The sequence below is a fragment of the Streptococcus parasanguinis genome, assembly GCF_001074805.1.
GTDB classification, from domain to species: Bacteria; Bacillota; Bacilli; order Lactobacillales; family Streptococcaceae; genus Streptococcus; species Streptococcus parasanguinis_A.
On sequence record NZ_JUPI01000013.1, the window covers coordinates 20,643 to 33,185 of the forward strand.

At 41.8% G+C, this 12,543-nt stretch carries 10 protein-coding genes; 1 reads left to right on the forward strand and 9 read right to left on the reverse strand.

Going from position 1 to position 12,543, the window contains the following annotated elements:
* Positions 1 to 117 precede the first annotated feature (117 nt).
* The 9 genes from ADI76_RS00890 to ADI76_RS00930 form a co-directional block, all read right to left on the reverse strand.
* Positions 118 to 807: a Crp/Fnr family transcriptional regulator gene (locus ADI76_RS00890; protein ID WP_049514065.1), complete on the reverse strand. Its 690-nt coding sequence runs from the start codon at positions 805 to 807 to the stop codon at positions 118 to 120.
* Between the two features lie 161 nt (positions 808 to 968).
* Positions 969 to 2,036: a serine hydrolase gene (locus ADI76_RS00895; protein ID WP_049514066.1), complete on the reverse strand. Its 1,068-nt coding sequence runs from the start codon at positions 2,034 to 2,036 to the stop codon at positions 969 to 971.
* 98 nt (positions 2,037 to 2,134) lie between these two features.
* The gene (locus ADI76_RS00900; protein WP_049514067.1) at positions 2,135 to 3,607 is read right to left on the reverse strand and encodes a helicase HerA-like domain-containing protein; all 1,473 of its coding nucleotides are present in this window, start codon (positions 3,605 to 3,607) and stop codon (positions 2,135 to 2,137) included.
* 210 nt (positions 3,608 to 3,817) lie between these two features.
* Positions 3,818 to 4,423 carry a superoxide dismutase SodA gene (gene sodA / locus ADI76_RS00905; RefSeq protein WP_049514069.1) on the reverse strand — a complete coding sequence of 202 codons (606 nt, stop codon included), beginning with the start codon at positions 4,421 to 4,423 and terminating at the stop codon, positions 3,818 to 3,820.
* A gap of 88 nt (positions 4,424 to 4,511) precedes the next feature.
* Positions 4,512 to 5,546: a DNA polymerase III subunit delta gene (gene holA, locus ADI76_RS00910; protein ID WP_049514071.1), complete on the reverse strand. Its 1,035-nt coding sequence runs from the start codon at positions 5,544 to 5,546 to the stop codon at positions 4,512 to 4,514.
* A 23-nt stretch (positions 5,547 to 5,569) separates the two neighbouring features.
* Positions 5,570 to 6,172, reverse strand: coding sequence for a DUF805 domain-containing protein (locus ADI76_RS00915; RefSeq protein ID WP_049514073.1), 603 nt, complete (start codon positions 6,170 to 6,172; stop codon positions 5,570 to 5,572).
* A gap of 75 nt (positions 6,173 to 6,247) precedes the next feature.
* A complete protein-coding gene (locus ADI76_RS00920; protein WP_049514076.1) occupies positions 6,248 to 8,494 on the reverse strand; it encodes a DNA internalization-related competence protein ComEC/Rec2 in 2,247 nt (748 codons plus the stop codon).
* A complete protein-coding gene (locus ADI76_RS00925) occupies positions 8,475 to 9,143 on the reverse strand; it encodes a helix-hairpin-helix domain-containing protein (RefSeq protein WP_049514078.1) in 669 nt (222 codons plus the stop codon). The genes ADI76_RS00920 and ADI76_RS00925 overlap by 20 nt, the downstream gene beginning before the upstream one ends.
* Before the next feature lie 66 nt (positions 9,144 to 9,209).
* Positions 9,210 to 9,956 (reverse strand): lysophospholipid acyltransferase family protein, encoded by a 747-nt coding sequence (locus ADI76_RS00930; protein ID WP_003006324.1) that lies wholly within the window; start codon positions 9,954 to 9,956, stop codon positions 9,210 to 9,212.
* A 172-nt stretch (positions 9,957 to 10,128) separates the two neighbouring features.
* On the opposite strand from ADI76_RS00930, the gene ADI76_RS00935 reads away from it, so the two are divergent.
* Positions 10,129 to 12,468 carry a cation-translocating P-type ATPase gene (locus ADI76_RS00935; protein ID WP_049514081.1) on the forward strand — a complete coding sequence of 780 codons (2,340 nt, stop codon included), beginning with the start codon at positions 10,129 to 10,131 and terminating at the stop codon, positions 12,466 to 12,468.
* The last annotated feature ends 75 nt before the right edge of the window (positions 12,469 to 12,543 follow it).

Below are 12,543 nucleotides of genomic sequence, written 5' to 3' on the forward strand. Positions count from 1 at the left end.
TTATTTTGAATCCTTCCTATTTTTTAGTTAATATGAAGCGTTTTCTTTGCATATTTTGTCTTTTATATTGTTTTTATGAATATATATTTTTTTACAAAAATAAAAAAGATCAACAAATTAATTGATCTCTTTAAAACTCTTTAAAAAGTAGGCTGTATCTAAAAAGGTTAATTGTTTTCTCTCATACTGTATCTTATGAGAATCGATGAGTTTCTTTAAAACTTGATTGACGGTTTCTCGGGTTGTGGCCGCTAATTTGGCCATTTCCTTCATACTGATTGGAAATGGAAGTTGATTTCCTAAACTTTCATAGTCCTTACACAAGATAGCTAAAGATTGAACCACACGCTCACTGGCACTAGCTGTCACGACATTACGTAGACGCAACTCTTGAAATTCTAAAATTGACGAGAGCTTTCTCGTAATGAAGAGCAACTGCTCCTTACTCTCTTGGGCAGATAATTCATAGAGGTTGACGGGGATAACGAAACAACGCAAATCTGTTACCGCACTAGCTGTATAGTGGTAACGCTCATCCTGAAACATCCCACCATAAGGGAACAGGCCCCCTTTCTTGATATAATCCATATAGGAAAATTGATCAGACGAATCGAATTGCTCAATGCGAGCAAAGCCTTTTGAAAGAAGAAAAATGCGATCCCGCTTATCTCCTGCATAAAATAAAATTTGTCCTTTTTGGATATCCCTAGCATGAATTTCAACAGCTAATTTATCAAATAGCTCCACTGGCAACGCAGAGAAGGCTGGATGCGAGCGGACCAACTGGTAATCTTCCTTTGTAATCATGTTTATACTTCCTCTTATTACTATTAATTAGTATAACATATTTTTTGATAGAAGAGGGAAAGAAGCCTCTTTAAAACAGAAAAGTATTTCGAAACACCAAGTGAATTTTATGCTACTGTGATAGAAGAAAAGGTCTGAGCAACCCTCAGACCTTCCGTCAATTATTCATTCATATTCACACGATGCCATTCATTGATGACATAAGCTAGTTCTCCCAACTGATAAAGACCAACACCACTGATTTCAGAACTTTCTGGGGTCGTTCCACCCAGTCCTGCAGTATAGATGGCAACCAAATAAGGGGTCGATTCATGGACAATGGCATCCACATTGAGCGCTTCCGCAACATAGCCCGGTTTTTGTTGAATGACCAAATCTGGCAAGAATTTCTTATAGTACTCACCTGGGAAAGATTCCCCAATCAATTCCAACAAATCTGCATATTTTTCTTGATGATTCCAAAGATATTGCAAGACATGGATATAATAATCCGTTGTCGTTTTATTATCTTCGCTAAAGGTTTTGACTTCTGGTGAGCGAGATTGACCATAGCGACTGAATAACTTGCGCGCTTGCTCCATTCCCCCTAAACGATCTGCCAAGGCATAGGCTGGGGTATTTTCAGAGTAAACTAATGAATAGCGTTGCATATCAGGGATAGACATGGCTCCATCAAAGGCAGCAACGTAATTGTCATGTTCCCCTACATATTCATAGTAGGTATTGGTAATGTCAAACCGATCTGTTAAATTGAGTTTCCCCTTTGTGACCTCATCCACCACCAACATGTTCAACGGTAGCTTATAGGTACTTCCTGCCGTCATTGGTTGAAGATCATTCATGGCAAATTGCTCTCCTGTAATGGCATTGCGATACGTGAAGGCAACTTGTGACGGATCAATTCCACTTTCCGCTAGGAAATCCTGGACAACCTCTACCAACCCCTTATTAGCATAATCATAGACAAGGCCATAAGCACTCATCGTTTCCATGTCTGCGTCTACTACTGCTTGCTTAGCTTCAGGAGATTTGACACGTGGTTTTTTCGTCTCAGGCGTAGACTGTTCTATATCTTTTTCTTTTGCTTCTTTTGTTTTCTTTGCTTTTTTCTCAATTGCTGATGCTGTTGGTTGCGTAATATGCAAGTAGCCCAGTGCGCTTGTTCCCACTAAGCACAATAGAATACTGATCGCAATCATGATCGAGCGTAGATTAAAATATTTTTTCATACGAGATTAATTATAAAAGATTCTACTGAAAATAACAAGAATTATCAGAAATAGAAAACGATTTCTTTTTAAAAAGTTTGTTTCTTTTCATCAAAGGCTTATTTTCGTTTAAAGGAGCCCATAATTAGCTTAGCGATCTCACGCGCAATCGTCCGGAATAAGGAACTCAAGAAGGAATCCTTAGCTTTTTCAAGACTGGATTTTCTTGGGCGGCCTGGACTGCGTTTTTGCTCTGCTTTTTCCGTCGCAGCTCGTTCTTTTTCTGCTTCTTTTTTCTCCTCTTCTTGTGCTTCCTTGCTTGTTTTAGCTGCTAATTTTTCATAGGCAGATTCCCGATCAATCGTCATCGCATACTTTTGATGGAAAGGCGATGTCGTGATTAAGGCCAATTGTTCACTTTCATTTAAGAGGTCAAAACTCGATTGAGGAGAGAGAATATAAGCACGCTCAACAACACTAGGTTGCCCCTTCTCATTCAGGAAAGAAACCAAGGCTTCCCCTGTCCCTAATTCTGTGATCACTGTTTCTGTATCAAAGTCTGGATTCGGACGAAAACTTTGGGCAGCCACCTTGATGGCCTTCATTTCTTTTGGTGTATAAGCTCGAAGAGCATGTTGTACACGATTTCCAAGCTGTGCCAAAACAGATTCTGGTAGATCTTGAGGATTTTGGGTAATAAAGTAAATCCCTACACCCTTAGAACGAATCAGGCGCACGACTTGCTCGACCTTCTCAAGAAAGAGCTTGCTTGCATCCTTAAAGAGGAGATGGGCTTCATCAAAGAAGAAAACCAGTTTTGGCTTTTCGGGATCCCCAACCTCGGGAAGTGTTTCAAAGAGACGAGACAACATCCAAATTAAAAAGGTTGAATACAATTTTGGTGAATGAAAGAGCTTTGTAGCCGAAAGAATATTGATATACCCACGCCCTGATGCATCGAGTTGCATAAAGTCATTTAAATCAAGTGCAGGCTCTCCGAAAAACTGATCCGCTCCTTCTTCTTCAAGAACCAAGAGGCTTCTTTGGATCGCACCGACAGATTGTTTGGTGATATTACCATATTGGGCAGAATAGTCTGAGCTGTGTTCATAGACTTCCTTTAAAAGGCTTTGCAGGTCCTTCAAATCAATCAAGGGCCAATCTTTCTCTTGAGCCACTTTAAAGACAATTGCAAGAATTCCTGATTGAGTTTCATTCAAATCAAGCAGACGAGAAAGAAGCAATGACCCCATTCCTTCGACAGTCGCACGAACAGGATGACCAGCTTGGCCAAAGACATCCCACAATCTAACAGGGAAAGCTTGTGGCTCAAACGGATCTGTGATACCAAGAAGCTTGTAGCGTTCTTCCAGTTTTGGTGTCCATTGCCCGGCTTTGGCTAAGCCAGATAAATCTCCCTTGATATCAGCTAGAAAGACCGGAATGCCCTCTTTGCTTAATTTTTCTGTGAGGACCTTGAGGGTAACTGTTTTCCCTGTCCCTGTTGCTCCTGCAATCAAGCCATGACGATTCAACATCCGTAAATAGATAGGCGTCTCAACTGCTCCTTTGGTAATGGTAATACTAGTCATTTCATTTCTCCCTGAATGTTTCAGTTTTCATTTTAACGGTCATCTTTTCCTTGCCTAGGCCCTTCAAACTGGGCTTCTGATAAGTAAGACACACTCCTATTAGTGTATCATTTTCCTGTCCAAACGCAAGAAATTATACTCCGATTTTCCGGATACAAACAAAAAAATCTATAAGAGCCAATTGTCGCTCTTATAGATTCCTTTATTTTATTATTTTGCTGCTGCAAACAAGTCATTAACTTTATTCCAGTTGATCACTGAGAAGAAAGCTTTGATGTAGTCAGGACGTACGTTACGGTATTTCACGTAGTAGGCATGTTCCCAAACGTCCAAGCCCAAGATTGGTTTTTTGCCTTCTGAAATTGGGTTATCTTGGTTTGCAGTTGAAGTCACTTCAAGTTTCCCTTCTTTGTTGACAACCAACCATGCCCAGCCTGAACCAAAGCGTGTCGTTGCAGCTGCAGTGAAAGCTGCTTTAAAGTCATCGAATGAACCAAAGGCTGCATCAATCGCTGCAGCAAGTTCTGCTGAAGGAGCTGTTTGTTCTGGAGTCATCAATTCCCAGAATAGAGCGTGGTTCAAGTGACCACCACCATTGTTGATCACAGCTTGGCGAATGTCAGCTGGAATGGATTCAACATTAGCTAACAAGCTTTCAAGGTCTTCTCCAATTTCAGGATGTTTTTCAAGAGCTGCATTCACATTGTTTACATATGTTTGATGGTGTTTATCATGGTGCAAATGCATGGTTTCTTCATCGATATAAGGTTCCAATGCATCATAAGCATATGGTAATTCTGGTAAAATGATAGCCATTTTATGGTCCTCTTTTCTTTATTACTGACTTGATAATAACGTAAACAGCTAAATTATTCAACTAATCTGCTTGCAATTTCTTTCATGTTTAGACGCTATTTGCCACTTTTAAAAGTGCCAAATCAAATAAGTAGTCTTTATCATACGTTCCACTTTTAATTGCATAATCCGTCTCGATGAAGGTCATCATGGCCTGTTTCAAAAAGGACAGGGAAAGCTTGCGGCTATCCCGTAAGGAAAACTTCACCTGATATGGATTGACCTTGCGCCCTGACAACTCTGATAAGCTCGTCACAATTTGGCTTTCGGATTGGCCTTCTTCTGAAAAAATTTTTACCTGGCTAAACATCCGGAATTGGCTCAATAGAATAGCGATCAATTTTATTTCATCTTCTCCTTGCAAGCGGAGGTCTTTGACAAGGGCCTGCGCTTGATCAATACGACGCTGAAGAATCATTTGGGTCAGATCAAAAATATTATCTTGCAGGGTCTTGGGGACAGCCTCCTCAATATCTTCCAGACGAATCTGCCCATCCTCTTTATAGGCCTTTAAAAAGGCGAGATTCTTCTGTAATTCCCCAAAGTCATAGCCTGATTTTAAGAGTAATTGATCGAGTGCATCGCCGACAAACTGCAAGCCCATTTCTTGGGCCTGACTTGAAAAATAGCGCTTTAAGTCTTGTTCCTTAGGAGTTGCTGCCTCAATGATTTGAGCATCCCGTTTTAGGAGTTTAACTAGTCGTCGCTTACTATCTAACTTTCCTTCCGCAAAAATCACCAATCGGGTCGATTCAGAAGGCCTTTCCAGATAACTTTCAAATTGCTTTAGTTCTTCATCGGTTAAATAGCGTTTTTTAGCAGTCGTCAGATCCAACAAGTGATCCAAAATCACAATTTTTTCATCAGCGAAAAAGGGAAGACTGACCAAATCCAGCTCTACCTCAGCATAGGAGGCTTCCTTCATATCAAAATAAGAATAATTCAAATCTGAGGGATCATAGCCTATTTTTTTTAAAATGTCTTTTTTTAACCATTCAAATTGACCTACATCCTCGCCTGTCAAGACAAGAATAGAAGGCAGAGTTTGAACCGTCAGATGTTTAGTGTCGGTAATTGCTTGCATGAAACTCTCTTATCTTTATCCGTTTAGTGGATTTCGTGTTCAGCAGCCATTTTTTGTTCCAATGGTGGTTTTTCGTCGGACAAATCTGGAGCTGCTACAAAATTAGGAATTTGCTCAAACGAGTTGCCTCCAAAGCTTCCTTCTGCCGCTATGACCTGTGGTTCAGAAGTTACTCCCATAGGAGTTTCTACTGGTTGTGGGAAGGTATTTTTTCCTGGAAGCATCATGAGAATCAGGAGAGAAATAACTGTAATCACCCAAAGAAATAGGAAAATATCTAGCCCTGACAATAAATAGAGTAAAACCGGACCAAGGTTCAAAAAGATCCAAGACCAATGGATCCCAGCATCCCGCAAGCGACGCACACAAATGGCTTGACTGGGTACCAAAATGAGGAAGTAAAAGAATGCTAAGAAAGCGAGTGCCCATAGACCTGTTTTAGAATGAACAGTTGAAAAATTGAGTATTTCTTGAGCATTTTGATGGGATAAAGAAGTCACGATGTAAAAAACCCAAAGAGGCAAAGAAATCAGGAAATTCCAGAAAAAAGCTAGCCAAAAATGAGCTCGACTGGTCTTACTTGAAAAATCTGCATACTGTATCCAAAATTGCTTAAATGCGTTCATACGATTCTACCTTTACATTGATTTCACCTTCTATAATAGCAATTTTCAGCATAGAAAGCAAACCTCTCCTCATCTCTAGCGGACCGTTTCTACCCTCCAATGATCCCACCCAATCAAGCGAATCGCTCCCCTTTCATCGGTACGAAGGTAAGAAATGGATCGTTCCTCTAAACGATCAAGCAATTCTTTATGAGGATGCTGGTAGCGATTTTTCTTTCCAACGGAGATTAAGGCCAATTGAGGATGTAGCTGATCCAAAAATACATCACTAGAGGAACCTTTCGATCCGTGGTGGCCTACTTTCAAGACATCCACTTGTAATTGGGGATAGTTTCCCAATAGTTTTTTCTCCCCAGCTTCTTCCAGATCACCTGTAAACAAAAACCGTTTCTGATAAAACTGCCCATAGAGGACAATCGAATCATTATTTTTGCCATCCCCCACTTCATCAGGAGATAAGACTTCGAGATGATGATCAAAAATAGGAAGTTGATCCCCTCTCTGGACTACTTTAACTGGACTATGAAGCTGTTTCAATTTCTCTTGAAATTTGGAACTGGTTAGACTGCCTGGACTGACATACACTTTTTTAACCGGGATTTGTCTGGCAACCTCTACCATATCGCCCATATGGTCCTGATCTGTATGGGTCAAGATCAAAGCATCGAGTTTTCCAACACCTCGACTCTTGAGATAGGGAATCAAGGTTTTATCCGCATTGGCAGATTGACTGCGCTCTTGCCACTTGTCTCCACTTTTAAAAGTGACGCGTCCTCCGACATCAATCAAAATGGTCCTTCCTTTCCAATCGCGTAAAAAGATACTGTCTCCTTGACCGATATCCACCATGGTGATTTCATTTTCTAAAGGATGCTTGGTCCAACAAAAGATGAGTAGAATCATACCGATGAACAGAAAACGAAGTCTTTTTTGCTTTCGAAGATCATATAAGGTCCCTAAAAGAAGTAAGAGGACGATCAGAGCTAATCCCGTCGGCTGACCAAATACCAACGGTACCGACGTGAGCTTTGAGATCCAACGAATACACTCCTCTATGAGTAGAAAGAAACTATTAAAAATCGTAAGCGGCTTTAGAATCGATAAGACAAATAGCACTGTTAACCCTGGAAGGAGAACAAGATCAAACAAGAAAGAAAAGAGGAAGGTTAAAGGGAGTGACCATGGTTGAAAGACACTAAAATAATAGGTCAAAAGGGGCAAGATCCCCAGACTAATCCAGAAACTTTCCACTAGCACCTTTTTAATTCCTGAATAAGAATTAGTATCTATCAAGGTCAAAATAAAGGCATAAGCACAACTCAAGACTCCTCCAGCTGTCAGGAGAAACTTGGGCATGAGAATCATTAAGAGCATCAAGGTCATCGCCATATTTTCCATCCCTCGGATGCCCTTTTGAGAGAGGATTTTTTGTAAGAGACTGCGAACCACTGAAACAGAAAAACCTGTCAAGCCAGCATAGACCAAAGAGATTGGAACCATCCAGATATCGACTGTCTCTTGCAAGATTCCTAGACGTAAGAGAACTTTTCGAATCCCATTGATGAAAAAGCCGACCTGCATCCCAGACAAGGCAAACAAATGAATAATCCCTAAACTCGTGTAAAGCTGATCCATCTCCTCAAAACCCGTATCTAAATAGCCAAAAAGAAGGCCGGTCATATACTGGTTCATTGGCTGTGGAAAGTGCTCCTTGCTCCAAACAATAGCTTGGCGCCTCCATTGAGATAGCCAGTCAAAAACATTCCAAGTTTGGATGGGAAGCGCGGATTGGATCGCCTCAATTTTTATTTGATAGTGAATGCCCTGTGTTTCCAAATAAGACCGGTAGTCAAATCCTCTAAAATTTCGCTGCCCTTCTGGCTCTTCTATAGCACCTTTATACGTCAACTCCAACAAATGAGTTTGACTTTGCCAATGCTGTTTTTCTTTTTCTGATTTTAAAGTGTAGAAGACTTGGTAGGTCCTTCCCTGATTTTTAGCACGAAAAGACAAGGCGTCCCCATTGATCTTGATGGTATCTGGGATCAGATGTAAATGGGCTGGGGGCTGACTTTCTACTTGTACTGGATGATCTTGTATTCGCTGAAAGACAAAGAAGGCCGCAAAACAAAGGATTGCTAAAGCAAGCCCTAGCAAACTTGAGCGCTCCCCTTTATAGTGATGAACCGCTAAAATTCCCACTACTACTAGACCGCTGATCGAAAGCCAAGATGGTTGATAAACACTAAAATACAACCATAGGAGTACAAAGGCGAGATGGACAAGCGAAAAAGGAAGGTTTTTAATCCACCGTGAAAGCATCTCTTAGTTTCTCCAGTGTTTTCTCTCCGATTCCTGAAACATTCTTCAGATCATCCACTGATCGAAAAGGACCATTTGCCTCGCGATAGGCGATAATGTCCTGGGCACGTTTCTGGCCAATGCCCGATACGGTCTGGAGCTCTGTCTCTGTCGCTCGATTTAAATGAACCTTGCCTGTTTTTTCTGCTGGCGCTGACGAAGTTGCAGGACTTTCTGAACTTCCAAGTGCTGGAACATCCTCTCCTTCTTTAGCAACATAGATCACTGCTTCATCGGAGAGTTTTTGCGCCAAGTTGACTGATTGGCTATTGGCATCTGCTGTCATCCCACCCGCCTTATGAATGGCATCGTGGACTCTGCTATCTGAGCGCAACTCATAGACACCTGGTTGTTTGACGGCTCCTTTGACATCGACCGTAATGATCTCGGGTGCATCAGACACAGAAGTAGTCGTCTTTTCTTCTTTGGAACTAGTGGTCTGCACCTTTTCTTTGCTCGAAGTTGAACTAGAAGACTGATAAAAATCCGGTATGGTGGATGCACTTGACTGGGGTCGATGAAAAAGAAAATACCCTCCAAGTAAGAGTCCGATAGCAGTAAGAGCTAAAAAGAGCTTATATTCTTTGATTTTTTCGATGATATCCTCCATAAGAAACCTCCTCTCACTTTTATTATTCGTAAAAATAAAAAAAACTGAGAAAAACTCTCAGCTTTTTTACTTATTTTTCCGATGTTTGTCTGGATCCCATACAAAGCTTGCTAGGTAACTAAAGAGCAAGGTCAAGATGCCCACGACTAAGACAAGGGGAATCAAAAGGATTTTTAACAAACGAATCAAGATAAAAGGTTTTGTTGGGGTGTTGATCGCTTGTGCTTCCGCATCCAAGCGGTCAAACTCCTCTTGGATACGGCGGGCAACTTCTGCCACTCCTTCGTCATTCATCTTTTTAATATCCGAGATATCAATGGGATGTCCAAAGTTCATATCAATGCGTTCACCCGTTGCCAACCCTTTCAAGTCTCTTGGACCAGTATATGTCACTGGCATGATACGGACCTTAGCCATTTTGGCAATGATGGCAACACCGCCTTTGACGTCTTGAGAATGACGGCTTCCACTTGGAAACATAATCAAGGAACGGTTGCTCTTTTTCAGCATATTGACAGGATACTTAATGGCTTCTGCTCCCGGATTTTCACGGTCGATCGGAAAAGCCCCACACATACGAATCCACCAGCCAAAAATACGATTGGTGAAGAGTTCTTTCTTCGCCATAAAGATAAACTGCTTTGGCTTGGTCGCAAAGGCCATATAGACTGGATCCCACCAGGTCCGGTGAGGCGATACCAATATGTAGTTCTCTTCCCGATCTGGAATATTGTCCTTATGATGGTAATGGGCATTCCCATTTAAAACCCAAAGAATAAAGGCAACAAGGCCACGTAAATAGGTATAAAACATAGTTGTTCCTCAAATCCATTTCATTAATCTCTACAAGATATTCCATCATGTAAAACGTTCTTTCTTATTATACCGTATCCTGATTTTGACCGCAAACTTTTTTAGATAAAAAATGTCTCAGCGGACCGATTCTAGATAGTCTTTTTCTCAAAAAAATGATATCATATTGTCTATGGAAACGAATGAATTAAAGGGGTTATCCCTCAGTGAAGTCCGCAAGAAAATGGATCGCGGACAAACCAATGATTTTACAACGAATACAAGTACCAGTACCTGGCAAATCATTAAGCGCAACGTCTTCACCTTGTTTAATACCTTAAACTTTGTGATTGCCGTAGCCTTGGCTGCTGTACAGGCCTGGAGCAATATGATCTTTTTCGCGGTTATTTGCTTCAATGCCATTACAGGGATCATGACCGAGATGCGGGCCAAGCGGATGATTGATAAGCTCAATCTCATGAGTCGTGAGTTGGTAACTGTCATTCGAGACGGGGAAAAAGATGCGATTCCACCAGAGAAGCTTGTCCTAGGTGATCTAATGCTTCTGTCTTCGGGTGAGCAGATCCCTAGTGATGCTGAAGTCATGTCCGGTATCGCAGAAGCCAATGAGGCTATGCTGACTGGTGAGAGTGACCTGGTCTTAAAAGAAGTTGGTGATGAACTGCTTTCTGGAAGTTTTATCGCAAGTGGTCAAGTCTATGCCCGGGTCAAGCGAGTTGGGGCAAACAACTATGCCAACAAACTGATGATGGAAGCCAAAACCTTGAAGCCTATCAATTCGCGTATTCTCTATAATTTAGCGAAAATCTCTAGCTTTACTGGGAAAATTATCATCCCATTTGGCCTTGCCCTCTTCTTTGAAGCATTGTTGATCAAGATGCTACCGATCAAGGATTCTGTCGTGAATTCTTCCACAGCTCTCTTGGGAATGTTGCCAAAAGGAATTGCCCTACTGACGGTTACGTCTCTTTTGACGGCGGTTATTAAGCTCGGCATGCGCAAGGTCCTTGTTCAAGAAATGTATTCCGTCGAAACCCTGGCGCGTGTGGATACCTTGTGTCTAGATAAGACCGGGACCATCACTCAAGGGAAGATGACAGTCGAAGCTCTCCATAGCTTATCCGAACATTTTTCTGAGGAAACGATCCAGGTCATCCTCTCTGCTTACATGCAAAATAGTGAGGACACCAATCCTACTGCTCAAGCTATTCGCAAGGCTTATGGGGAGTTGGAGCATGCTTATACTGCAGAAAACATTATTCCTTTCTCAAGTGATCGGAAATGGGGAGCCATGCACCTCTCCAATCTTGGCACCGTCTTTCTCGGTGCTCCTGAAATGCTCCTGCAAGAAAATCCAACTGCTGTCGTCGAAGCACAAGGCCGTGGATCGCGCGTTCTCGTCTTAGCCCACAGTTCAGAACAGATCAGCATGCAGGAATTGAAACTGCCTGAAAATCTTGAAGGAATTGCCGTTATTGAGATTACAGACCCCATTCGTGAAGGGGCTTCTGATACCCTCGAGTATCTTCGCTCTGAAGGCGTGGATCTTAAGATCATCTCTGGTGACAACCCTGTGACGGTCTCTTATATCGCTCAACAAGCGGGCTTCAAAAACTACGAAAACTACATCGATTGTTCCAAAATTTCTGATGATCAATTAGTGGATCAAGCAGAGGAAACAGCCATCTTTGGACGCGTATCCCCTCACCAAAAGAAACTGCTCATTCAAACCTTGAAAGCAGCTGGTCGAACGACAGCTATGACTGGAGACGGGGTCAATGATATCCTCGCTCTTCGTGAAGCAGACTGCTCCATCGTAATGGCTGAAGGAGATCCTGCAACCCGTCAAATTGCCAATATCGTTCTTTTGAACTCTGACTTTAATGATGTTCCAGAAATTCTATTCGAAGGTCGTCGTGTGGTCAATAACATTGGACGAATCGCTCCGATTTTCTTCATCAAAACGATCTATTCCTTCCTCTTGGCTATTATCTGTATCGCCAGTGCCCTTTTCTTCAATGTCAATTATTTGCTGATTTTCCCTTTCATTCCTATTCAAATCACCCTGATCGACCAATTCGTCGAAGGATTCCCACCATTTGTATTGACCTTTGAACGCAATATCAAACCGGTTGAAAAACACTTCTTGAGACGTTCCCTTCTGTTAGCCTTACCAAGCGCCTTGATGGTCGTCTTTAGTGTCTTGTTTATTCGCCTTTGGGGAGCAAGCCATGGTTGGTCTGCAGCCGATATGTCTACTGTATCCTACTACTTACTTGGATCCATCGGTTTCCTATCCGTTATCCGTGCTTGCCTGCCACTAAATATCTGGCGGGCCCTCCTCATTCTCTTCTCTGTAGTAGGATTCTACGCATCTGCGATCGTGTTGAAAAACTTGATCGAGATTTCCCTCCTTACAGCCACTACTTTCCCAGTTTATCTGGCATTGATGGCCATCTTTACAGGAGTCTTTATCCTCACTACAATTCTCCAAAAATATGAATTTGATTAAAAAAAGTTGAGAGTAAAACTCTCAACTTTTTATGTTTTATCGATCTTTCCCCAAGCCTCTTTTCATGCTATAATA

Excerpts from the sequence above, each read along its gene's own strand:
- ADI76_RS00890 (WP_049514065.1), bottom strand. The coding sequence starts at position 807 with ATGATTACAAAGGAAGATTACCAGTTGGTCCGCTCGCATCCAGCCTTC.
- ADI76_RS00895 (WP_049514066.1), bottom strand. The coding sequence starts at position 2,036 with ATGAAAAAATATTTTAATCTACGCTCGATCATGATTGCGATCAGTATT.
- ADI76_RS00900 (WP_049514067.1), bottom strand. The coding sequence starts at position 3,607 with ATGACTAGTATTACCATTACCAAAGGAGCAGTTGAGACGCCTATCTAT.
- sodA (WP_049514069.1), bottom strand. The coding sequence starts at position 4,423 with ATGGCTATCATTTTACCAGAATTACCATATGCTTATGATGCATTGGAA.
- holA (WP_049514071.1), bottom strand. The coding sequence starts at position 5,546 with ATGCAAGCAATTACCGACACTAAACATCTGACGGTTCAAACTCTGCCT.
- ADI76_RS00915 (WP_049514073.1), bottom strand. The coding sequence starts at position 6,172 with ATGAACGCATTTAAGCAATTTTGGATACAGTATGCAGATTTTTCAAGT.
- ADI76_RS00920 (WP_049514076.1), bottom strand. The coding sequence starts at position 8,494 with ATGCTTTCACGGTGGATTAAAAACCTTCCTTTTTCGCTTGTCCATCTC.
- ADI76_RS00925 (WP_049514078.1), bottom strand. The coding sequence starts at position 9,143 with ATGGAGGATATCATCGAAAAAATCAAAGAATATAAGCTCTTTTTAGCT.
- ADI76_RS00930 (WP_003006324.1), bottom strand. The coding sequence starts at position 9,956 with ATGTTTTATACCTATTTACGTGGCCTTGTTGCCTTTATTCTTTGGGTT.
- ADI76_RS00935 (WP_049514081.1), top strand. The coding sequence starts at position 10,129 with ATGGAAACGAATGAATTAAAGGGGTTATCCCTCAGTGAAGTCCGCAAG.